This window comes from Serratia sp. AR11 (assembly GCF_056376275.1).
The window spans coordinates 5,472,020-5,493,235 of sequence record NZ_CM150739.1 but is presented as its reverse complement, the minus strand read 5'-3'; the positions used below and the strand labels follow the sequence as shown (position 1 = coordinate 5,493,235).

The window sequence follows — 21,216 nt, the reverse complement described above, 5'->3', positions numbered from 1 at the left end:
GGCGGACTCCACTCGAACAAGATCAATAAAAGAAAAGAATCAGGCTAATTTTTTATAACTCATGATTTTTGACACATACCCGGCATCGGCTGTTTGCCTGTGGGGGATGCGAACCGCCTTTCACGGTTTATGTCCCTCACGATCCCCGCTTGAGAGATCGCGATCGGAATGACGGATCATAGCGCAATCCGCGCAAGAGATCCTCCTCTTCATCACAGATTAGATCCATTTTATCCACAGGCCCCGGCCTGCGGCGATCTTTTCGCCAGCCTCGCCAAATTGCAGGCAAAAACCCGCCTGCGGAAAGGTATTTTTTACATTGTCAACCGGTTATACCCTGTTATCCACGCCAGATCCTTGGCTTTGCCCTCAAGGATCGCATCGGGATCCTTGCGATTTACCCCCGAGTCCGTATAATCTTCGCCCTACGTGTGTACCTGGTTCCTAAATGGTGTGTCATTAACCGGACAGGATTCTGCGGTGACCACGGGCCAAGACCGGATTTTACTCCGAATTGGCAGACAACCAGGTAGGCTAGCGCAATGTGAATTGACTCAGGACTGTACAATTATTACAATCCCGCCTCTTTATATATTGCGATTGAGGCGTCGGTCGTCTTCACGCCGAATAGCCAAACGCGTTTACTGATCAGTAATTATTTTAAGTTTAGGTAGAAATCGCCATGAAACGCACTTTCCAACCGTCCGTATTGAAGCGTAACCGTAGCCACGGTTTCCGTGCTCGTATGGCCACCAAAAATGGTCGTCAAGTTCTGGCCCGCCGTCGTGCGAAAGGCCGTTCTCGTCTGACTGTTTCTAAGTAATAAAAGCTAACCCGCTGAGTGGTTAAGCTCGCTTTTCCCAGGGAGTTACGTTTGTTAACTCCCACTCACTTCACTTTCGTCTTCCAGCAGCCACAACGGGCTGGCACGCCGCAAATCACCATCCTCGGCCGCCTGAACCAGCTGGGGCATCCCCGCATCGGTCTTACCGTCGCCAAAAAACACGTCAAACGCGCGCATGAACGCAACCGGATCAAACGCCTAACCCGCGAAAGCTTCCGTTTACGTCAGCACGAGTTACCGGCGATGGATTTTGTCGTGGTGGCCAAAAAAGGGATAGCGGATTTGGATAACCGTGCACTGACGGAAGCTTTGGAAAAATTATGGCGTCGCCACTGTCGCCAGGCTCCCGCATCCTGATCGGGCTGGTGCGGGCTTACCAGCTCGTCATCAGTCCGCTGCTTGGGCCTCGTTGTCGCTTCCAGCCGACATGCTCTCATTACGCAATTGAGGCATTAAGCAGGTTTGGCATGATAAAAGGCAGTTGGTTAGCATTGAAACGCGTATTAAAATGCCACCCCTTGAACCCAGGTGGCGATGATCCCGTGCCGCCGAAACCCGACGATAACAGAGAACACTAACGATGGATTCGCAACGCAATCTTCTCCTCATCGCTCTGCTGTTCGTGTCTTTCATGATCTGGCAAGCCTGGCAAACGGACAATGCTCCGCAACCAGTCGCGCAGACCACGCAACAGACTTCGAACCCAGCTACCGGTGATGCCGCAAGCTCAGCAGTTCCAGCCAGTGGCCAAGGTAAACTGATTACCGTAAACACTGACGTGCTGTCGCTGACCATCAACACCCGTGGTGGTGATATCGAGCAGGCTAAACTGTTGGCCTACCCTGACACTCTGGGTTCATCGACGCCATTCCAGCTGCTGGAAACCACACCGGCATTTGTTTATCAGGCGCAAAGCGGCCTGACCGGCAGAAACGGCCCGGATAACCCGGCAAATGGCGAACGTCCTCTGTTCCAGGCGGCGCAGGACAGCTATACCCTGCCGGAAGGCCAGGAAGAGTTGCGCATCCCGCTGACCTTTACCGGTAAAGATGGCGCTATCTACACCAAAACTTTCGTGCTCAAACGCAATCATTACGCGGTTGCCGTTGACTACAACGTCGACAACAAGAGCACCACTCCGCTGGAACTGACCCTGTTCGGCCAACTGAAGCAGACCACCGAGCTGCCTAAGCACCGTGACACCGGCAGCAACAACTTTGCCCTGCACACCTTCCGTGGCGCGGCTTACTCTTCCAGCGATGACAAATATCAGAAGTATGCGTTCGATAAGGACGAGAACCTGAGTGTCACCACCCAGGGCGGTTGGGTTGCAATGCTGCAACAATACTTCGCCACCGCGTGGGTACCGGCAACTCAGGGTAGCAATACCTTCTATACCGCCAAGCCTGGCGACAACCTGTCTACCATCGGCTTCAAATCTACTCCGGTAGTGGTGCAGCCAGGTGCGCAGCAGCAACTGAACGCCACCCTGTGGGTAGGCCCGGAACTGCAGGATCAGATGGCCCAACTGGCGCCGCATCTGGACCTGACCGTGGATTACGGTTGGTTGTGGTTCATCTCCCAACCGCTGTTTAAACTGCTGAAGTTCATCCACGGCTTTATCGGTAACTGGGGCTTCTCAATTATCATCATCACCTTCATCGTGCGCGGCATCATGTACCCGCTGACCAAAGCGCAGTACACCTCGATGGCGAAAATGCGCATGCTGCAGCCAAAACTGCAGGCGATGCGTGAGCGTATCGGTGATGACAAACAGCGCATGAGTCAGGAAATGATGGCGCTGTACAAGTCTGAGAAAGTGAATCCGTTGGGGGGTTGTCTGCCGCTGGTTATCCAGATGCCAATCTTCCTGGCGCTGTACTACATGTTGATGGGCTCGGTTGAGCTGCGCCACGCGCCGTTCGCTTTGTGGATCCACGACCTGTCGGCGCAAGACCCGTACTACATCTTGCCAATCCTGATGGGCGTGACGATGTTCTTCATTCAGAAGATGTCGCCGACCACCGTGACTGATCCGATGCAGCAGAAAATCATGACCTTCATGCCGGTGATCTTCACAGTGTTCTTCCTGTGGTTCCCGTCCGGTCTGGTGCTGTACTACATCGTCAGTAACCTGGTGACCATCCTCCAGCAGCAGTTGATTTACCGCGGCCTGGAAAAACGTGGTTTACACAGCCGCGACAAGAAAAAAACCTAAGCGTATTGTAGGGGTTCGGCGCGCTGAACCCTTGCAGTAACACCAAGAGGCGGTCATTAGACCGCCTTTTTGCATATTGAATTGTCAGAGAAGAGAACCACTATGAGCACCACCGATACCATCGTAGCCCAAGCCACCCCGCCGGGACGCGGCGGCGTCGGCATTCTGCGTATTTCCGGCCGTGGCGCCAAAGATGTCGCCCAGGCCCTGCTCGGCAAGCTACCCAAGCCGCGTTACGCCGATTACCTGCCATTCCGGGATGCCGCAGGTGCCACCCTGGATCAGGGCATCGCACTGTGGTTCCCTGGCCCTAATTCGTTTACCGGCGAAGACGTGCTGGAGCTGCAAGGCCACGGCGGGCCGGTGATCCTCGATCTGCTGCTCAAACGCGTGTTGGCGCTGCCAGGCATGCGTATCGCGCGGCCCGGCGAGTTTTCCGAACGCGCATTCCTCAACGACAAGCTGGATCTGGCGCAGGCCGAGGCGATTGCCGACCTGATCGATGCCAGTTCCGAGCAGGCGGCACGTTCAGCCATGAACTCGCTGCAGGGGGCTTTTTCCACCCGCATCCACCAGCTTGTGGAAGCACTTACTCACCTGCGGATCTATGTAGAAGCGGCCATCGACTTCCCCGATGAGGAAATCGACTTCCTGTCTGACGGTAAAATCGAAGCGCAGCTCAACGGCGTTATGGCCGATCTGGACAGCGTACGCGCCGAAGCGCGCCAGGGCAGCCTGCTGCGTGAAGGGATGAAGGTGGTGATCGCCGGGCGGCCAAACGCCGGTAAATCCAGCCTGCTGAACGCATTGGCCGGCCGCGAGGCGGCGATTGTTACCGATATTGCCGGCACCACCCGCGACGTTTTGCGCGAACATATTCACATCGACGGCATGCCATTGCATATTATCGACACCGCCGGCCTGCGTGAAGCTATCGACGAAGTTGAGCGCATCGGTATCGAACGTGCATGGAACGAGATCGAACAGGCGGATCGTGTGCTGTTTATGGTCGATGGCACCACCACTGCGGCCACCGAACCGGCTGAGATTTGGCCAGAGTTTATGGCACGTCTGCCGCACCGCTTGCCAATCACCGTGGTGCGTAATAAAGCCGACATCACCGGTGAAACGCTGGGTATGACCGAAGTAAATGGCCACTCACTTATTCGCCTGTCGGCGCGTACCGGCGAAGGCATAGATCTGCTGCGCGACCACCTGAAGCAGAGCATGGGCTTCACCAGCAATATGGAAGGCGGCTTCCTGGCGCGCCGTCGCCATCTGCAGGCGCTTGAGCAAGCGGCCCAGCATCTGGTCGAGGGCAAAGAACAGTTAGTGAGCGCTTACGCGGGGGAGCTGCTGGCCGAGGAATTGCGTCTGGCACAGCAAGCACTGAGTGAAATCACCGGCGAATTTACCTCCGATGATCTGCTGGGGCGCATCTTCTCCAGCTTCTGTATCGGCAAGTAAACCCTCATCCTTCTAAGGAAAGAACAGGCATGGCATTAACGCTCAGGGTGTTACTGGAAAACCGCCGCGCCACCGGCGCGGACAAATCGCTGCGGGTGAAAGCCGGGCTCAGCCTGTTGATTCAGGATGATACGGACTCGATTTTGTTCGATACCGGCCCCGATGGCAGTTTTCTGGATAACGCAGCGCTGATGGGTATTGACCTGTCAGGGCTAACCGCGACCGTACTGTCACACGGCCATTATGACCACTGCGGCGGCGTCCCCTGGTTACCCGAAAACAGCCGCATCATTTGCCATCCGCAAATAGCCGATGAACGCTATTCGGCGGTAAAACTGCTTGGCCATAGCCGGAAAATCAAAAAATTATCGCTGGATATCGATTACTCCCGCCATCGTATGGAATACAGCCGTGAGCCACTGCATATCAGCGAACGCTTTATGTGGTCAGGGGAGATCGCGGTGGCCGAGCCGAAGGCCTATGGCGTGATCGGCGGAAAAACTGAGGCTGTAGATTACGTTATCGACGAAGGCGTGCTGATTTATAAGTCCGATCGCGGGCTGGTGATTATTACCGGCTGCGGGCATCGCGGGATCATTAACATCGTGCGCCACTGCCAAAAGATCACCGGGGTCAATAAGCTCCATGCGTTGATCGGCGGTTTCCACCTGCGCTGCGCCTCACCGCGCCTGATATGGCAGGTCAGGCAATTTCTGAATCAGCAAAAACCCGATAAGCTCATGGGATGCCATTGTACCGGCGCATGGGGTCAGCTGTGGTTACCGGAGATGATATCGCCGGCGACGGGGGACACTTTCGTTCTGGAATAAAACGCTAATAAGCACATTAGTTTTTACCGCCATACCACTGAACAACAATCGCTATCTCCCCTGGCTTGCCAAAAATCACCTAAGCTTATCTCAGCGATTTTTGGCGGGAGAGATAAGAAAAAATGAATGAACCACTGGATTTACTGGGTGTCGGCCTTGGCCCCTTCAACCTCAGTCTGGCCGCGCTGGCCTATGAAAGTGGCGTCCTCAATTACACCTTTCTCGATCGAAACGCCAGCTTCCGCTGGCACCCCGGCATGCTGCTGCCTTCCGCCTATATGCAGACCTATGTACTGCAGGACCTGGTTACGGCGGTAACACCCCGTAGCCAATTCTCCTTTATCAATTACCTGGTCGAGCAGAAAAAAATCTATCGGTTTTTGATCACCGAACAGCAAATTATCAGCCGTGAAGAGTTCTCTGACTACCTGAGTTGGGCCTGCGATAGATTAGATGGACTACAGTTTTCACAGTCGGTTGAAAGTATTGATTTTGACGATGACAAGCAGCTGTTCGAAGTCCGCACCATCAACCAGACTTTGTGGGCAAAGAATATCTGCCTGGGTACCGGCCACGACCCCTGGCTGCCGGAGGAGTTTTACCCTGCGCTGGGCGAAAACTGCCTGCATGCCGCAGAAATTGCCATTCGCAATCCGGATCTGACCGGTAAGCGGGTAACCGTTGTCGGGGGAGGCCAAAGTGGTGCAGATATTTTCCTGAACGCGCTACGCGGCCATTGGGGAGAAGCCGCACAGCTGGACTGGATTTCCCGCCGGCCTAACTTCCAACCGCTGGACGAGTCCGCCTTCACCAATGAATATTTCACCCCGGAATACGTTGATTATTTTTATACGCTGCCGCAGGAAATCCGCGAACGCGAAATCAAGGCTCAGAAGTTACCTGCAGACGGCATCAGTAATCATACGCTGCGTACGCTGTACCGCGAGTTGTACATGCGTTTCGACGTAATGCACCAGCCGCGTAATGTCCGTCTTTTACCACACCGTACGCTGCTGGCGATCGAACCGACGGACAAAGGCTATCAATTACGTACCCGCCACGGTTTGGAAAACCGCCAGGAAGGGTTTCACGCCGACGTCGTCATTTTAGCGACAGGTTACCGCCCTTCGTTGCCGTCCTGCCTAAAGCCGCTGCTGTCACGCATTCCTTTCGACAACAAACAGCGCTTGCCGCTACAGCCGGATTTTAACCTTGAGTGGCAGGGGCCAGAACAGAATCGCATTTATGCAGTGAATGCCGGCATACATAGCCACGGCAGCGCAGAAGGAGGACTCAGCCTGATGGCCTGGCGCTCGGCCCGCATCCTCAATCATCTGCTCGGCAAACCCCATTTTGATCTGACGCCGAACGCATCGATGATCCAATGGTGGAGTGATGCTCCTCCGGACAATGATATTGCTTATCCAGATAAATAGGATAAAACGCATACTGTTTTTTAATGATAAATCCTCGACTTATGCTTAATCTAACTCCCCAGCGTTTTCAGCGCCCCCTCTGTCACGGAGTGAATAATGGCATGTCATTTTGCCCGATGGATCCCCACATCCACCGCACTGGATACCCGGAGATTATCCGCCGAGGTCGTTGCTGCAACCGCTGCTTTTTCCGTTAAACGCCGCCAGCGCTTCCTGCAGGGGCGCATCCTGCTCGCAGAAATGATGTTTTATCTTTATGGCTTGTCGACATTGCCGGCTCTCGCCACCACCCCCACCGGACGCCCCTGTTTCGTCGATAATCATCTGCCCGATTTCAGCCTGGCCTATGCCAGCGATACGGTGGGGGTTTTGCTCAGCCAGGAAGGAAAGGTAGGCCTGGATATCGAAGTCATGCGTGCCCGTGCCGGGCAGCATAAAGAGCTGCAACACCAATACCAAACGCCGGCAGAAAACGCCTGGATCAGCGCACAGTACGACCGGCTGGAGGCGGAAACCCAACTGTGGAGCATTCGCCAGAGCGTGCTGAAGCTTTCCGGCCTGGGTAACAGTGGACAATCGACGCTGCTGCTGCACCCTTTTTCCGGCCATTTGCGCTCCAGCATCACCCCCCAGGTTCATGTGATGAGCGATGCCGACGAATACCTGAGTTGGGCTTGCGCACGTGAACCCAACCTGGAGCGCTTAATCTGCTGGCAATACGAAGCGGGCAAAGGCCTGCACAAGCACGGCGAAATCTCCCCGCGAGCCCCTGCGCTCTCTACCCGCTTTGTGAAATTAACCAGTCTGGCGCTCCACCGCTGACATCGACGATTTATGGCTAATCTGTAAGATAAAACTTTCTTTAACGGATAAATTTCTGCATAAAACTGCAAAGTCAGCCAATTATTCAGTAATCATCTATTCTCCCCGCCCTTCTTGCCCTACTATCTTTGGGTGTTCCAAGCTGAATCTGTTCATTCGAAAGGGAGAATCACCATGTCAGACCAAGCATTAAAAATCGTCACTCTGCTCGGCAGCCTGCGTAAAGGCTCTTACAACGCGATGGTCGCCCGCGCCCTGCCAGGCCTCGCGCCACAGGGCGTCACCATCGAAGCACTTCCCTCTATCCGTGATATCCCGCTGTACGATGCCGATGTACAACAAGAAGAGGGCTTCCCCGCCTCGGTGGAAGCCATTGCCGAGCAAATCCGCCAGGCCGACGGTGTGATCATCGTGACCCCGGAATATAACTATTCGGTACCCGGTGGGTTAAAAAATGCCATCGACTGGCTGTCCCGCCTGCCGAATCAGCCGTTAGCCGGTAAACCGGTGGCGATCCAAACCAGTTCCATGGGGCCGATTGGCGGCGCGCGCTGCCAGTATCATCTGCGCCAGATCCTGGTGTTCCTCGATGCGATGGTGATGAATAAGCCGGAGTTTATGGGCGGCGTGATCCAGAACAAAGTGGATGCGCAGGCTGAGGAACTCATTGACCAGGGAACGCTGGATTTCCTGACCGGGCAACTGTCCGCCTTCAGCGATTATATTCGCCGTCTGAAATAAATGTCTTTTTTGACGCCTTCATAAAAAATTCGATTGAAGGCGTCATTTCAATCAGAGAGTTACTACCAACCCATTAAAATTAAAGTCATAAAATTATGTATTTTTTTATTTTAGCCATCTTGCTGGCTTTCACCACCAGACCACTATTAGCCACAGAAATGCGTTATCCCGCCGGAGAAGAGCCGATCGAGCTACCGGTACATAGCCCACTCAGCACCCAACTGCCACGCACCACCCAGAGCCAGGAAGATAAAAAGATCGCAGCCATGTCGTTGTATCTGACGCTGATGCGTGAAGACGGCCGTAACATATGGGCACCTTATCAACTGGCGGCTTCCTCAGCGGAAAAGGGCCAGACCGAACTGGCAGAACGCTATCTGCAACTGAGTGCCGATCGCGGGTTATGGTATTACTACAATCTGCTGGAGGACGACGCCTTCAACAATATCCAGCACGGCAGTACCTACCAGTCGATTCTGGCGGCAACCAAAGCCCGTTATCTGCAACATGCTCATTGGTTCGAAGGCAAAGCCAGCTATGCCATTCCTGACGGCCCACCGCCGCCCGGAGGCTGGCCAACGGTGGTGTACCTGCACACCTATGGCAAAAGCGCCGGTATTACACCGGAAGAACGCTTGTTTTTTAGTGAGATTGGCGTCGCCTATATAGAGATCAACGGCACCCAGATGCTGTCGGAAAACAGTTTCCGCTGGTCAAATTACAGTGACGAAAGCACCCAGAGCGCGATCCAGCGGGTTCTGCAGCCATCCACCGAAGAATTAAAGCTCAATCCGCAGAAAATCTACCTTGCCGCCCGCGGACAGGGGGCGCTGCATGCCGCCAATCTGTTGGCCAAATACCCGCAACTTTATGCCGGTGCGCTGCTGATTGCCCCAAATGGCGGGATCAAACAGGCACAGCAATCGCTGGCGACCCATAAGCGGCTGGTGGTGGCCTACTACGATCGGCAAAACTTCAGCGATCAGGCACTGGCAATGCACTTTGCCAATCTGTTCGGTGAGAATAATCAGGTGAAGGTTTTGCATTTTGCCCAGGGCGAGAGCCCCGACGGCGGCTGGCGGGCGCGTTTTAAACGGCCGTTGCAGTGGATGTTGCATCAGGCACCCGACGCAACGCCGGGCGCCTAAGACTACAGGGCCGACAAATGTCGGCCCTGTTCTTTCGTATCAGTGACCGTCGACAAAAACAATCTTCAGCACAAACAGCAGCGCTACCACTACCACGCATGGGCTGATTTCACGCCAGCGGCCGGTACCCAACTTCATTACGCAGTAAGAAATAAAGCCAAGCGCGATACCTTCGGTAATTGAGAAACTGAACGGCATCATCACCGCGGTCACAAACGCCGGTACTGCTTCGGTCAGGTCATCCCACTTCACCCGCGCCAGGCTGGATGTCATCAGCACGCCCACGTAGATCAACGCGCCGGCAGCCGCATAAGCCGGAACCATGCCTGCCAATGGCGACAGGAAAATCACCAACAGGAACAGAATACCGGTAACCACCGCGGTCAGACCGGTACGGCCGCCGACGGAAACCCCGGCGGAACTTTCAATGTAGGCGGTAACGGAAGAGGTGCCGACAAACGAACCGGCCACCGAACTGATGCTGTCCACGTACAGCGCCTGCTTCATGCGCGGGAATTTACCCGTCGCGTCGGTCAGACCCGCCTTATCGGTCACGCCAATCAAAGTGCCGGAGGAGTCGAACAGATTCACCAACATAAAGGAGAAAATCACCCCTGCCAGGCCAATGTTCAGCGCCCCCGCCAAATCAACCTGACCCACCACCGAAGTAATGTTCGGAGGCATGGAGAACACGCCGCCGTATTTCACATCGCCCAGCGCCCAGCCGATCAGGGTGGTTACCACAATGGAAACCAGCACCGCCGCATGGAAATTACGTGAGGACAGCACGGCAATAATAAAGAAGCCCAGCGCACCCAGCAGCACGTTATGCGAGGTCAGACTACCAATGGTCACCAGCGTATCCGGGTTCGCCACCACGATACCGGCATTTTTCAGCCCCATCATGCCGATAAACAGGCCGATACCGCTGGTGATCCCCACCCGCAGGCTCATGGGAATATTGGCAATCATCCAGTAGCGGACGCGGAAAATGGTCAGCAGTAACAAACCGACCGCGCCCCAGAAGATGGCACCCATGCCGACCTGCCATGAAATGCCCATTGCGCCCACGACCACGAAGGCGAAGAACGCATTGAGGCCCATAGCCGGCGCCAGCGCCACCGGCAGATTCGCCAGCAGGCCCATAAAAATACTGCCGAAAGCGGCAATCAGGCAGGTGGTTACGAACACCGCCTGCGTATCCATGCCCGCCGCACCCAGAATTTGGGGGTTAACGAACACGATATACACCATGGTCAGGAAGGTAGTAATACCGGCAATCGTTTCCGTACGCGCCGTGGTGCCATGTTGCTTGAGCTTAAACACGCGCCCAAGCAAGCCTTGCTCAACGTCAAGGCCAGTGACTTGTTTGTTCATTTTCAGAAATTCCGAAGAAGGGAATGGACCGTCGCCGGCTATCCTATAACAAAAAGTCAGGGTTTTGACGCCGCTCACAGCTTTTTTTCGCCGTCTTTACGGCTAAAAGCTTCAACAGATTGTATTTCCTGAGATTGATCGGCAATCCGTGATTCTGGGGTCGCAATCCTGCCTGATGCGGTTAAAGTGGCATTATCACCGCATAACCGAAGGACACGGCCCCTGATGAACCAAATTGACTGTATTTTGTTTGATTGCGACGGCACGCTGGTGGACAGCGAAGTGCTGTGCAGCAAAGCCTATGTGCACATGTTTGCCCACTATGGCATTCACCTTTCGCTGGACGAGGTATTCAGAAAGTACAAAGGGGTAAAGCTGTACGAGATTATCGAACAGGTTAATGCGGAGCACGGCGTCGCCTTGCCGAAGGAAGAGCTGGAGCCTTTATACCGTCAGGAAGTGGCCCGTCTGTTTGACAGCGAACTGCAGCAGATTGCCGGTGCGCGCGAGCTGCTGGCGCAGGTGACAGTACCAATGTGTACCGTGTCTAACGGCCCGGTCAGCAAAATGCAGCACTCGCTCGGCCTGACCGACATGCTGCACTATTTTGATGACCGGTTGTTCAGCGGCTATGACATTCAGCGCTGGAAACCAGACCCGGCGATCGTGTTTCACGCCGCCGAAAAAATGCGGGTGCCGGTGGAGCGTTGCATCCTGGTGGACGACTCCGCTGCCGGTGCTCAGGCGGGGATCGCCGCCGGGATCCCGGTGTTTTACTTCTGCGCCGATCCGCACAACCAACCGATCGACCATCCGCTGGTCACCGCATTCGACGATTTGGCGCAATTACCAGCGCTGTGGCGTGAACGCGGCTGGCAGTTGACTAGCTAGCCGGCAACGGCGGCTTATTGCGCCACCAGCGCCATGAGCGTTTCAACGCCCGGGTCTGCGGGCTAAAGCGGCGGTTGACCGCATTGGCCAGCAGATCCAGCGCCAGACAAAACACAAAGTACACCAGGGCGATAAACAGGAAGACTTCCATCGGGTACACCATGCTGCGGTTGTTGACCTGGGTCGCCAGGAACGTCAGCTCACCGACGCCGACGATATAGGCCAGCGAAGTGTCCTTGATCAGCGAAATCCACTGGTTGATAAACGAAGGCACCATCATGCGCAACGCCTGTGGCAGCACGATCATCCGTAGCGTTTGCCAACGGGTCAATCCTAGCGATAAACCCGCCTGCCACTGCCCCGGACCGATGGCGGCGATCCCCGCCTTCACCGCGTGAGCCAGATAGGCCGAGGCGATCAGTGCCAGGGCGCAAACCACGGTGGTGATTTCCGGAATATCCACGCCAAAAACGATCGGTAACAGGAAATAGGTCCAGAAAATCAGCATGATCACCGGGATGGCGCGGAAAAATCCCAGCAGCGCTGCCAGTAACCCGGCCGCTACGCCGCGTGACATCGCCAGTGCCACCCCCAACAGCGTGCCGAGAATAGCCGAAGCCACACCGGCCATCAGGCTGATCGCCAACGTCAGCGCTGCGCCGCCCAGCGGGCCGTCCGGCCAGGTGCCCCACAGCAGATAACCCAGATTGTCGTAAATGACGCTGAAATCCATCTTAATGCCCCCTCAGCGGTTTACGCTGCTGTCGCCACATGCCCCAGCCTTCCAACAGCGCAATGATGGCGATGTACAGCACCGTCGCCACGCCAAACGCCTGGAAGGTGCGCAGCGTCTCGGTTTCCACCTGACGCGAAGCATAGGACAGTTCGGCAACGCCGATCGCCATGGTCAGCGAGGAGTTTTTTATCACGTTCATGTACTGGCCCAGCAGCGGCGGCATGGCGATTTTCAGCGCCTGTGGCAGCACCACGTAGCGCATCGCCTGCCAGCCGGTTAATCCCAGCGCGTTAGCCGCATATTTTTGCCCACCGGCGACACCACGGATGCCGGAACGGATCTCTTCGGCGATAAAGGCACTGGAGTACAGCGTCAGACCGAAAAAACCGGCGAGAAACTCAAACGACGGCCACTCAAGCGGGCCGATTTGATGTGACGTATTCAGCCACTGCATGGCGGCGGACGGCAGGATCTGCCCGGCGGCGAAATACCAGAAGAACAGCTGTACCAGCAACGGCGTATTGCGAAACAACGAACTGTAACCCACCGCCAGCCAACGCAGTGTCCACAGGCGGCTGTCACGCATCGCGGTCAGTAAAAACCCCAACAGCGTGGCGGCCAGGCTCGCGCAGGCGGAAAGCCACAGCGTCAGCAGGAAACCCTGCCACAGCCAGCTCAGATACTCCGGCGCCAGCAGCCAGTCCAGATTCATGGTCAATCCTTGTCTTGCAAAATGCGTCAGGGGCGCAGCAAGCTGCGCCCCTCCAAACAGATTTCAGCCCGTGAAAATCAGGCCTTCGGCTGTTGATCCAAAGGCGCGATTTTGAAGTCGCCGCGTGGCTGCGCGGTTTTGGTTTCCGGGCCAAACCAGCGATCGTAGATCTTCACCGCTTCACCGTCTTTTTCCAGCTTGATCAGCGTGTCGTTAACGCTGGCGGTCAGGCGGTCTTCGCCTTTAGGAATGCCAATCCCCTGGTATTCTTTGGTAATGCTGAACGGCGAGATCTCGAAATCTGCCTTTTGTGCCGCCGGCAGATTGCCGAGCAGGCCCACCAGCTTGGCATCATCCTGAGTGATCGCCTGTACGTTGCCGTTGCGCAGGGCGACGAACGCCAGCGGAGTGTCATCGTAAGAGATCACTTTGGCCGTCGGGTAATGTTCACGCAGGGTAATCTCCTGCACCGTGCCTTTGTCCGCACCGATACGCAGTTTTTTGATGTCTTCCGGGGTTTTCAGCACGCCTTTATGGGCGATAAATTTCTGGCCGGTAGCAAAGTACGGCACGCTGAAGTTCACTTCCTTGGCGCGCTCGTCAGTAATGGTGAAGTTAGCGGCGATCAAATCGACCTTTTTCGCTACCAGCAAAGGAATGCGGTTGGCCGGGTTAGTGGCACGCAGCTCCACCTTCACCCCCAGCGCCTTACCGATCGCATCGGCCACATCAACGTCATAACCCACCAGCTTTTTGCTTTGCGGATCGATATAACCGAACGGGGGATTGCTGTCGAACACCGCGATACGCACTACGCCGGCTTTCTTGATGTCGTCGAGTTTGTCCGCGTGCGCGGCACCGGTGGCGAGGCTGGTCAGGCTGGCTAACAAAGTTAAGGCCAAAACGCGATGTTTCATGAGTTGCTCCTAAGGGGTTGATGTCCTGCTGGCTGCTACGCTAGCAAGACCCACTTAGGTCAGGAAATAATATAAAAAGCTATATTTATAACCATTTTGTCTTTAGGGGTTTTAAACGGCATAAAGGCGCAGTTTTCTGCGCCTTTTAAGAGCTGACTCGGGGGATATTACTCTTTTTCCTCGTCTTTACCGTCGGAGGACAACAGTTTTTCCAACGCATCGCCACCAATATGACGGAAATCCTGGCCTTTCACGAAATAGAAGATAAATTCGCAGATGTTCTGGCAACGGTCGCCGATACGCTCGATTGAACGGGCGCAGAACAACGCAGTCAGCACGCTGGGAATGGTGCGAGTGTCTTCCATCATGTAAGTCATCAACTGACGCACGATGCCTTCATATTCCTGATCGACCTTCCTGTCTTCGCGGTAAATTCGGATCGCTTCATCCAGATCCATACGCGCGAAGGCGTCCAGCACGTCATGCAGCATCTGCACGGTGTGGCGGCCCAGCGACTCCAGGCTGACCAACAGTGGCTGGTGCTGGTGCGAGAACTTTTCCAGCGCGGTGCGGCAGATTTTGTCCGCCACATCGCCGATACGCTCCAGCTCGGAGATGGTTTTGATGATCGCCATCACCAGGCGCAGGTCGCTGGCGGTCGGCTGGCGTTTGGCAATGATGCGCACGCAGGCCTCGTCGATCGCCACTTCCATCATATTGACCTTGGCGTCGCCTTCGATCACCCGCTTGGCCAACTCACCGTCCTGGTTGTGCATCGCGGTAATGGCGTCGGTCAATTGCTGCTCCACCAGCCCGCCCATGGTCAACACCTGGGTGCGGATGTGCTCAAGTTCTGCGTTGAACTGGCCGGAAATGTGTTTATTTAAATTCAGGTTATCCATGATGCATCCTATCAACCATAACGGCCAGTGATGTAGTCTTCGGTCTGTTTTTTCTGTGGCGCGGTGAACAGGGTATCAGTATCACTGAACTCGATCAGTTCGCCCAGATACATAAATGCCGTGGAGTCAGAGCAACGTGCGGCCTGCTGCATGTTGTGGGTGACGATCACCACGGTGTAGTCAGACTTCAGTTCGCTGATCAGCTCTTCAATTTTACCGGTAGAAATCGGATCCAGCGCCGAGCAGGGCTCATCGAGCAACAAGACGTCCGGACGAATAGCGATGCCGCGGGCGATGCACAGGCGCTGCTGCTGGCCACCGGACAGGCTGTAACCGCTCTGGTGCAGCTTGTCCTTGGTTTCGTTCCACAGCGCCGCCTTGGTCAGAGCCCACTGCACGCGCTCATCCATGTCGGCACGCGACAACTTTTCAAACAGACGTACACCGAAGGCGATATTGTCGTAAATCGACATCGGGAACGGCGTCGGCTTCTGGAACACCATGCCGACCTTGGCACGCAGCAGGGCGATATCCGAGTTGTCGGTCAGAATGTTCTGCCCATCCAGCAGGATGCCGCCTTCTGCACGCTGCTCAGGGTATAACTGATACATCTTGTTGAAAGTGCGCAGCAGGGTTGATTTGCCACAACCGGATGGGCCGATAAACGCGGTAACCTTGTTCTTGGCGATATCCAGCGTGATGTTTTTCAGCGCATGGAATTTGCCATAGTAGAAGTTCAGATCGCGTACCTGAATTTTGCTGCTGGAAGCGTCGTTAACCATACTCATCAAGACTTCTCTCTTTTCATCAGCGCCGCCAGGGCCGCGCTCAAAATTTTATGAATGCTTTTGCTTGGCGAAAACTACGCGCGCCAAGATATTCAGTACCAGTACACACAGGGTAATCAACAGCACCCCGGCCCAGGCCAGCTCTTGCCATTCGGCGAACGGGCTCATGGCGAATTTGAAAATGGTCACCGGCAGGTTGGCGATCGGCTGCATCAGGTCGGTGCTCCAGAACTGATTCGACAACGAGGTAAACAGCAGCGGTGCGGTTTCCCCGGCGATACGCGCAATTGCCAGCAGCACACCGGTGATAATGCCGGAGACCGAGGCTTTCAGCGTAATGGCGGAAATCATGCGCCATTTCGGTGTACCCAGCGCGTAAGCCGCCTCACGCAGCGTATCCGGCACCAGTTTCAGCATGTTTTCAGTGGTTCGAATCACGATCGGCACCTGTAACAGCGCCAGTGCGATTATCCCGGCCCAACCGGAGAAGTGCTGCATCTTCGCCACCACGATGGTGTAGACGAACAGGCCCACGACGATCGACGGTGCCGATAACAGGATGTCGTTAATAAAGCGGATGACTTCCGCCAGCCAGGATTTACGGCCGTATTCCGCCAGGTAAATGCCGGCCATAATGCCCAGCGGTGTGCCAAAAATCGTCGCCCACATGATCAACAGCCCGCTACCGGCGATGGCGTTAGCCAGGCCGCCACCCGCAGTGTTCGGCGGCGGCGTCATTTCGGTGAACAGCGCCAGCGACATGCCGTCGATGCCTTTGGTCACGGTGGAAAACAGGATCCACACCAGCCAGAACAGGCCAAACGCCATGGTCGCCATCGACAAGAACAGTGCCAGGCGGTTTTTCTGACGGCGCCAGGCCTGCATTTTGCGACGGCTTTCCAACAGCGCCAGGTTGTTTTGCATTTCCATAGTCGCCACGTTAGCGTCCCTCCTTCTTGGCCAGACGCATGACCATCAACTTCGACAGCGCCAGGACGATAAAGGTGATAACAAACAGGATCAGGCCCAGCTCCATCAACGCGGCGGTATGCACGCCCGATTCCGCTTCGGCGAATTCGTTGGCCAGCGCAGAGGTAATACTGTTGCCCGGCATATACAGTGAGGCGCTGTCGAGCTGGTAGGTGTTACCGATGATAAAGGTCACCGCCATGGTTTCCCCCAGCGCGCGGCCCAACCCCAGCATTACACCGCCAATCACGCCATTCTTGGTAAACGGCAGCACGATACGCCAGATCACTTCCCAGGTGGTGCAGCCGATGCCATAGGCCGACTCTTTCATCATTACCGGGGTCTGTTCGAACACATCGCGCATCACGGCGGCAATGTAAGGAATAATCATAATCGCCAGGATCACCCCGGCAGCCAGAATACCGATACCGAACGCCGGGCCAGAGAACAGCTCACCGACAATCGGAATGCCGGACAGCACGTCGCCAACCGGAGTCTGGAAATATTCGGCAAACAGCGGAGCAAACACGAACAGGCCCCACATGCCGTAAACGATACTTGGAATTGCCGCCAGCAGTTCAATGGCGATACCCAGTGGGCGTCGCAGCCAGTTTGGCGCCAGCTCGGTCAGGAACAGGGCAATACCAAAACTGACGGGTACGGCGATAATCAGTGCGATCAACGAGGTCACTACGGTGCCGTAAATCGGCACCAGCGCACCGAACTGTTCGGCAGGCGCGTCCCACTCTTTGGTCCACAGGAAGGAGAAACCGAATTTCTGGATGCTCGGCCAGGAGGCGAAGATCAGCGAAACAATAATGCCGCCCAGCAACAATAGGGTAATCAGCGCTGCCAGTTTAACCAGCGCGCTGAAGATGACGTCACCATTTTTACTCGGTGCTTTCATGGTCGGCTTGTACTCAGCCATAGATCACTCTCTGTTTTAACCCTGGCAGGCCCAACATGGGTAAGGCCCTGAAAAACTGAGTGGGGCGCGCCGAATCACGCGCCCCTGCGTTGTTAGTACAGCGCTTTACCGGAACTGTCTTTTACGTTGGTTTTCCATGCTGCACGCACCTGCTCGATCACTTCATTCGGCAGAGTGGCGTAATCCAGGTCATTAGCCTGCTTGGCGCCCGTTTTGTACGCCCAGTCAAAGAACTTCAGGACTTCGGTGCCCTGAGCCGGGTTTTTCTGCTCTTTGTGCACCAGGATGAAGGTGGTGGAAGTGATTGGCCAGGCGTTGTCGCCTTTCTGGTCAGTCAGGTCCTGTGCGAAGGTCTTGCTCCAGTCCACGCCTTTGGCAGCGGCGCTGAAGCTCTCTTCCGTCGGGCTAACCGCTTTGCCATCGGCAGAAATCAGCTTGGTGTAAGCCAGGTTGTTCTGCTTGGCGTAAGCGTATTCAACGTAGCCGATAGAGCCAGGCAGACGCTGTACGAAGGCTGCGATACCGTCGTTACCCTTGCCGCCCAGACCGGTTGGCCAGTTAACGGTAGAGCCTGCGCCGATTTTCTCTTTCCACTGCGCGTTGGCTTTAGACAGGTAGCTGGTGAACACGAACGAGGTGCCTGAACCATCAGCACGACGGACAACGGCAATGTTCTGATCCGGCAGCTTAACGCCTGGGTTGAGCTTGGTGATCGCCGGGTCGTTCCATTTTTTCACGTTACCCAGATAGATATCGCCCAGAGTTTTACCGTCCAGGGTCAGCTCACCGGATTTGATGCCCGGGATATTTACTGCCAGCACCACGCCACCGATCACGGTAGGGAACTGGAACAGGCCATCAGCAGCCAGTTTTTCGTCACTCAAAGGCGCATCGGAAGCACCAAAGTCAACGGTGTTGGCGATGATTTGCTTCACGCCACCAGAAGAGCCGATGCCCTGATAGTTAACTTTGTTGCCGGTTTCTTTCTGATAAGAATCTGCCCACTTGGCATAAACCGGAGCGGGGAATGTCGCACCTGCACCGGTCAGGCTAGCAGCAGCGAACGCGGACACGGCGGTCAGGGAGAAAGTCGCTGCCACAATACTGGCGACGGTGGTACGCATCAGTTTCATAATCACTCCTAATGGGGTATTCAAAAATCGATCTAGGTCGTTTTGAGTAAGTATTGCTGCAGGAGGGAAAATAGGACAGTTTGGTGACAGTAAAATGTACGAAATATGACAGTTATATTACAGTGAGGGCGCTATGCTATCTACTCATTTAAAATCAGTCAGTTAAAGAATAAAACACTCAGTAATTAATCAATGAAAAAACCCGTTCCACCTCACCTATCCGCTTGAATATGACAACTTTTATCCCTGCTGTCGCACCATTGTCATATTTGATCCAATCATGAAAAAGCCGGCACAGTGGCCGGCTTTTAGAGATTAACAGCAGCGAGTTACTCTACCGTGACAGACTTCGCCAGGTTACGCGGCTGGTCAACGTCGGTGCCTTTGATCAGCGCCACGTGGTAAGACAGCAACTGCAACGGCACGGTGTAGAAGATCGGGGCCACGATTTCTTCGACGTGCGGCAACGGGATGATAGTCATACCCTCGCTGCTGACGAAACCGGCATCCTGATCGGCGAACACGTACAGCTGGCCGCCGCGCGCGCGCACTTCTTCAATGTTGGACTTCAGCTTTTCCAACAGTTCGTTGTTCGGCGCCACCACGATCACCGGCATATCGGCATCGATCAACGCCAACGGGCCGTGTTTCAACTCACCGGCCGCATAGGCTTCCGCGTGAATATAGGAGATCTCTTTGAGCTTCAGCGCACCTTCCATCGCGATCGGGTACTGATCGCCACGGCCGAGGAACAGCGCGTGATGCTTGTCGGAGAAGCCTTCCGCCAGCGCTTCAATGTTTTTGTCCAGCGACAGCATCTGCTCAATACGCGCCGGCAATGCCTGCAGGCCGTGCACGATTTCATGCTCAACGCTTTCCGCCATGCCTTTCAGCCGGCCCAAACGCGCCACCAGCATCAACAACACCGCAAGCTGGGTGGTAAAGGCCTTGGTGGAGGCGACACCGATTTCGGTACCGGCCTTGGTCATCAGCGCCAGATCGGATTCACGCACCAGTGAAGAACCGGCCACGTTGCACACCGCCAGTGAACCGAGGTAACCCAGCTCCTTCGACAGACGCAGTGCCGCCAGCGTATCGGCAGTTTCACCGGACTGCGACAAGGTAATGATCAGACTGCCCGGACGCACAGCAGATTTGCGATAGCGGAATTCTGACGCGATTTCCACGTCGCAAGGCACGCCGGCCAGCGATTCGAACCAATAGCGGGCAACCATGCCGGAGTGGTAAGACGTCCCACAGGCAATGATTTGCACGTGCTGCACCTTCGCCAACAGTTCATCGGCACGCGGGCCCAGCTCGCTCAGGTTGATTTTGCCCTGGCTGAAACGCCCTTCCAGGGTGTTCTTCAGCGCCAGTGGCTGTTCGTAGATCTCTTTTTGCATGTAGTGACGGTAAGCACCTTTGTCACCGGCGTCGTACTGTACCTGGGATTCGATTTCAGGACGCTCAACGGCGTTGCCCTGCTTATCGAAAATGTTGACGGTGCGGCGAGTCATCTCCACCACGTCACCTTCTTCCAGGAAGATAAAGCGACGGGTTACCGGCAACAATGCCAGTTGATCGGAAGCCAGGAAGTTTTCACCCACGCCACGGCCGATAACCAGCGGGCTGCCGGAGCGCGCAGCCACCAGCACGCTAGGGTCGCGGCTGTCCATCACCACGGTGCCGTATGCGCCACGCAACTGAGGGATCACGCGCTGAACCACTTCCAGCAAGGTGCCCCCCTGGCGCTGTTCCCAATGCACCAGGTGAGCAATCACCTCGGTATCGGTTTCAGAGCTGAAGTGATAACCGCGTTCGATCAGCAGTTCACGCAGCGGTTCGTGGTTTTCGATGATGCCGTTATGCACCACAGTAATGTAATCAGAAACATGCGGGTGCGCGTTAGCTTCGGTAGGTTCACCGTGCGTTGCCCAGCGGGTGTGAGCAATACCGGTGCCCCCATGCAATTCATGTTGTTCAGCGGCTTCGGTCAGTTTGTTAACCTTGCCCACGCGGCGTAAACGGTTGACGTTGCCTTCGGCATCCACCACCGCCAAACCGGCGGAGTCGTAGCCACGGTACTCAAGGCGGCGTAACCCTTCCAACAGAATCTCTGCAATATCACGTTGCGCTACTGCGCCTACAATTCCACACATCAGTTGTATTCCTAATTAAACGCCTTTCGGGGCGCTTTCGATGCCTTGACCTGATTTTGCCGGTTTTTACCGTGCGTCCCCGAGCCTGTAGAGAATGGGGATTATTATGTTTTGCCCTGCACTCTGCACCAAAGCACAGGGCAAAACAGGGTGAGGAGCCGTCAGCCCCCTCACCCCGGCCCTCTCCCAAAAAGAGAG

21 protein-coding genes are annotated in these 21,216 nt (G+C 55.4%); 11 read left to right on the top strand and 10 right to left on the bottom strand.

Annotated features, from left to right (window positions below; all coding sequences use genetic code 11):
- Window positions 1-682: 682 nt before the first annotated feature.
- The 10 genes from rpmH (at window position 683) to ACSOSI_RS25855 (ending at window position 9,506) form a co-directional block, all read left to right on the top strand.
- On the top strand, window positions 683-823 hold the full coding sequence (gene rpmH / locus ACSOSI_RS25900) for a 50S ribosomal protein L34 (protein WP_003849659.1): 141 nt from the start codon (window positions 683-685) through the stop codon (window positions 821-823).
- An 18-nt stretch (window positions 824-841) separates the two neighbouring features.
- Window positions 842-1,201, top strand: coding sequence for a ribonuclease P protein component (gene rnpA / locus ACSOSI_RS25895; protein WP_004950547.1), 360 nt, complete (start codon window positions 842-844; stop codon window positions 1,199-1,201).
- The gene (gene yidD, locus ACSOSI_RS25890) at window positions 1,165-1,422 is read left to right on the top strand and encodes a membrane protein insertion efficiency factor YidD (protein WP_012004505.1); all 258 of its coding nucleotides are present in this window, start codon (window positions 1,165-1,167) and stop codon (window positions 1,420-1,422) included. The genes rnpA and yidD overlap by 37 nt, the downstream gene beginning before the upstream one ends.
- Before the next feature lie 2 nt (window positions 1,423-1,424).
- On the top strand, window positions 1,425-3,062 hold the full coding sequence (gene yidC / locus ACSOSI_RS25885) for a membrane protein insertase YidC (protein ID WP_012004504.1): 1,638 nt from the start codon (window positions 1,425-1,427) through the stop codon (window positions 3,060-3,062).
- Window positions 3,063-3,164: 102 nt separating this feature from the next.
- A complete protein-coding gene (gene mnmE / locus ACSOSI_RS25880) occupies window positions 3,165-4,529 on the top strand; it encodes a tRNA uridine-5-carboxymethylaminomethyl(34) synthesis GTPase MnmE (protein ID WP_135314569.1) in 1,365 nt (454 codons plus the stop codon).
- A gap of 29 nt (window positions 4,530-4,558) precedes the next feature.
- Entirely contained in the window at window positions 4,559-5,359 is an 801-nt protein-coding gene (locus ACSOSI_RS25875; protein ID WP_476706360.1) for an MBL fold metallo-hydrolase, read from the top strand.
- Window positions 5,360-5,481: 122 nt separating this feature from the next.
- Window positions 5,482-6,795, top strand: a complete 1,314-nt coding sequence (locus tag ACSOSI_RS25870; protein ID WP_259191358.1) for a lysine N(6)-hydroxylase/L-ornithine N(5)-oxygenase family protein — start codon at window positions 5,482-5,484, stop codon at window positions 6,793-6,795.
- A gap of 96 nt (window positions 6,796-6,891) precedes the next feature.
- Complete coding sequence (locus ACSOSI_RS25865; RefSeq protein ID WP_476706359.1) at window positions 6,892-7,617, top strand: 4'-phosphopantetheinyl transferase family protein; 726 nt, start codon at window positions 6,892-6,894, stop codon at window positions 7,615-7,617.
- A gap of 174 nt (window positions 7,618-7,791) precedes the next feature.
- Entirely contained in the window at window positions 7,792-8,358 is a 567-nt protein-coding gene (locus tag ACSOSI_RS25860) for an NADPH-dependent FMN reductase (RefSeq protein WP_012004499.1), read from the top strand.
- Between the two features lie 95 nt (window positions 8,359-8,453).
- Window positions 8,454-9,506, top strand: coding sequence for an alpha/beta hydrolase (locus tag ACSOSI_RS25855; RefSeq protein ID WP_261132732.1), 1,053 nt, complete (start codon window positions 8,454-8,456; stop codon window positions 9,504-9,506).
- A 39-nt stretch (window positions 9,507-9,545) separates the two neighbouring features.
- On the opposite strand, the gene ACSOSI_RS25850 is transcribed toward ACSOSI_RS25855, so the two are convergent.
- Window positions 9,546-10,883: an NCS2 family permease gene (locus tag ACSOSI_RS25850; protein ID WP_012004497.1), complete on the bottom strand. Its 1,338-nt coding sequence runs from the start codon at window positions 10,881-10,883 to the stop codon at window positions 9,546-9,548.
- A gap of 225 nt (window positions 10,884-11,108) precedes the next feature.
- Here ACSOSI_RS25850 and yieH point away from each other — a divergent pair, with 225 nt between their 5' ends.
- On the top strand, window positions 11,109-11,774 hold the full coding sequence (yieH, locus tag ACSOSI_RS25845; RefSeq protein ID WP_012004496.1) for a 6-phosphogluconate phosphatase: 666 nt from the start codon (window positions 11,109-11,111) through the stop codon (window positions 11,772-11,774).
- Here yieH and ACSOSI_RS25840 read toward each other — a convergent pair.
- The 9 genes from ACSOSI_RS25840 to glmS all read right to left on the bottom strand — a co-directional run bounded on the left by ACSOSI_RS25840 (window position 11,767) and on the right by glmS (window position 21,018).
- Window positions 11,767-12,507: an amino acid ABC transporter permease gene (locus ACSOSI_RS25840; RefSeq protein ID WP_476706358.1), complete on the bottom strand. Its 741-nt coding sequence runs from the start codon at window positions 12,505-12,507 to the stop codon at window positions 11,767-11,769. The two genes, yieH and ACSOSI_RS25840, sit on opposite strands and share 8 nt — an antisense overlap.
- Before the next feature lies 1 nt (window position 12,508).
- The gene (locus ACSOSI_RS25835; RefSeq protein WP_112362304.1) at window positions 12,509-13,222 is read right to left on the bottom strand and encodes an amino acid ABC transporter permease; all 714 of its coding nucleotides are present in this window, start codon (window positions 13,220-13,222) and stop codon (window positions 12,509-12,511) included.
- Between the two features lie 77 nt (window positions 13,223-13,299).
- The gene (locus tag ACSOSI_RS25830; protein ID WP_476706357.1) at window positions 13,300-14,139 is read right to left on the bottom strand and encodes an ABC transporter substrate-binding protein; all 840 of its coding nucleotides are present in this window, start codon (window positions 14,137-14,139) and stop codon (window positions 13,300-13,302) included.
- Window positions 14,140-14,306: 167 nt separating this feature from the next.
- Complete coding sequence (gene phoU / locus ACSOSI_RS25825; RefSeq protein ID WP_012004492.1) at window positions 14,307-15,041, bottom strand: phosphate signaling complex protein PhoU; 735 nt, start codon at window positions 15,039-15,041, stop codon at window positions 14,307-14,309.
- A gap of 11 nt (window positions 15,042-15,052) precedes the next feature.
- Window positions 15,053-15,829, bottom strand: a complete 777-nt coding sequence (gene pstB / locus ACSOSI_RS25820) for a phosphate ABC transporter ATP-binding protein PstB (protein ID WP_012004491.1) — start codon at window positions 15,827-15,829, stop codon at window positions 15,053-15,055.
- Between the two features lie 48 nt (window positions 15,830-15,877).
- The gene (gene pstA, locus ACSOSI_RS25815) at window positions 15,878-16,768 is read right to left on the bottom strand and encodes a phosphate ABC transporter permease PstA (RefSeq protein ID WP_261099717.1); all 891 of its coding nucleotides are present in this window, start codon (window positions 16,766-16,768) and stop codon (window positions 15,878-15,880) included.
- A gap of 1 nt (window position 16,769) precedes the next feature.
- Window positions 16,770-17,726, bottom strand: coding sequence for a phosphate ABC transporter permease PstC (gene pstC, locus ACSOSI_RS25810; protein ID WP_012004489.1), 957 nt, complete (start codon window positions 17,724-17,726; stop codon window positions 16,770-16,772).
- Window positions 17,727-17,818: 92 nt separating this feature from the next.
- Window positions 17,819-18,859 (bottom strand): phosphate ABC transporter substrate-binding protein PstS, encoded by a 1,041-nt coding sequence (gene pstS / locus ACSOSI_RS25805; protein ID WP_012004488.1) that lies wholly within the window; start codon window positions 18,857-18,859, stop codon window positions 17,819-17,821.
- Window positions 18,860-19,188: 329 nt separating this feature from the next.
- Window positions 19,189-21,018, bottom strand: a complete 1,830-nt coding sequence (gene glmS / locus ACSOSI_RS25800; RefSeq protein ID WP_012004487.1) for a glutamine--fructose-6-phosphate transaminase (isomerizing) — start codon at window positions 21,016-21,018, stop codon at window positions 19,189-19,191.
- Window positions 21,019-21,216 lie beyond the last annotated feature (198 nt).

Excerpts from the sequence above, each read along its gene's own strand:
- pstC (WP_012004489.1), bottom strand. The coding sequence starts at position 17,726 with ATGGCTGAGTACAAGCCGACCATGAAAGCACCGAGTAAAAATGGTGAC.
- ACSOSI_RS25860 (WP_012004499.1), top strand. The coding sequence starts at position 7,792 with ATGTCAGACCAAGCATTAAAAATCGTCACTCTGCTCGGCAGCCTGCGT.
- rpmH (WP_003849659.1), top strand. The coding sequence starts at position 683 with ATGAAACGCACTTTCCAACCGTCCGTATTGAAGCGTAACCGTAGCCAC.
- yidC (WP_012004504.1), top strand. The coding sequence starts at position 1,425 with ATGGATTCGCAACGCAATCTTCTCCTCATCGCTCTGCTGTTCGTGTCT.
- pstB (WP_012004491.1), bottom strand. The coding sequence starts at position 15,829 with ATGAGTATGGTTAACGACGCTTCCAGCAGCAAAATTCAGGTACGCGAT.
- yieH (WP_012004496.1), top strand. The coding sequence starts at position 11,109 with ATGAACCAAATTGACTGTATTTTGTTTGATTGCGACGGCACGCTGGTG.
- phoU (WP_012004492.1), bottom strand. The coding sequence starts at position 15,041 with ATGGATAACCTGAATTTAAATAAACACATTTCCGGCCAGTTCAACGCA.
- ACSOSI_RS25870 (WP_259191358.1), top strand. The coding sequence starts at position 5,482 with ATGAATGAACCACTGGATTTACTGGGTGTCGGCCTTGGCCCCTTCAAC.
- pstS (WP_012004488.1), bottom strand. The coding sequence starts at position 18,859 with ATGAAACTGATGCGTACCACCGTCGCCAGTATTGTGGCAGCGACTTTC.
- ACSOSI_RS25830 (WP_476706357.1), bottom strand. The coding sequence starts at position 14,139 with ATGAAACATCGCGTTTTGGCCTTAACTTTGTTAGCCAGCCTGACCAGC.
- mnmE (WP_135314569.1), top strand. The coding sequence starts at position 3,165 with ATGAGCACCACCGATACCATCGTAGCCCAAGCCACCCCGCCGGGACGC.
- ACSOSI_RS25850 (WP_012004497.1), bottom strand. The coding sequence starts at position 10,883 with ATGAACAAACAAGTCACTGGCCTTGACGTTGAGCAAGGCTTGCTTGGG.
- yidD (WP_012004505.1), top strand. The coding sequence starts at position 1,165 with ATGGCGTCGCCACTGTCGCCAGGCTCCCGCATCCTGATCGGGCTGGTG.
- glmS (WP_012004487.1), bottom strand. The coding sequence starts at position 21,018 with ATGTGTGGAATTGTAGGCGCAGTAGCGCAACGTGATATTGCAGAGATT.
- ACSOSI_RS25865 (WP_476706359.1), top strand. The coding sequence starts at position 6,892 with ATGGCATGTCATTTTGCCCGATGGATCCCCACATCCACCGCACTGGAT.
- ACSOSI_RS25875 (WP_476706360.1), top strand. The coding sequence starts at position 4,559 with ATGGCATTAACGCTCAGGGTGTTACTGGAAAACCGCCGCGCCACCGGC.
- ACSOSI_RS25840 (WP_476706358.1), bottom strand. The coding sequence starts at position 12,507 with ATGGATTTCAGCGTCATTTACGACAATCTGGGTTATCTGCTGTGGGGC.
- ACSOSI_RS25835 (WP_112362304.1), bottom strand. The coding sequence starts at position 13,222 with ATGAATCTGGACTGGCTGCTGGCGCCGGAGTATCTGAGCTGGCTGTGG.
- ACSOSI_RS25855 (WP_261132732.1), top strand. The coding sequence starts at position 8,454 with ATGTATTTTTTTATTTTAGCCATCTTGCTGGCTTTCACCACCAGACCA.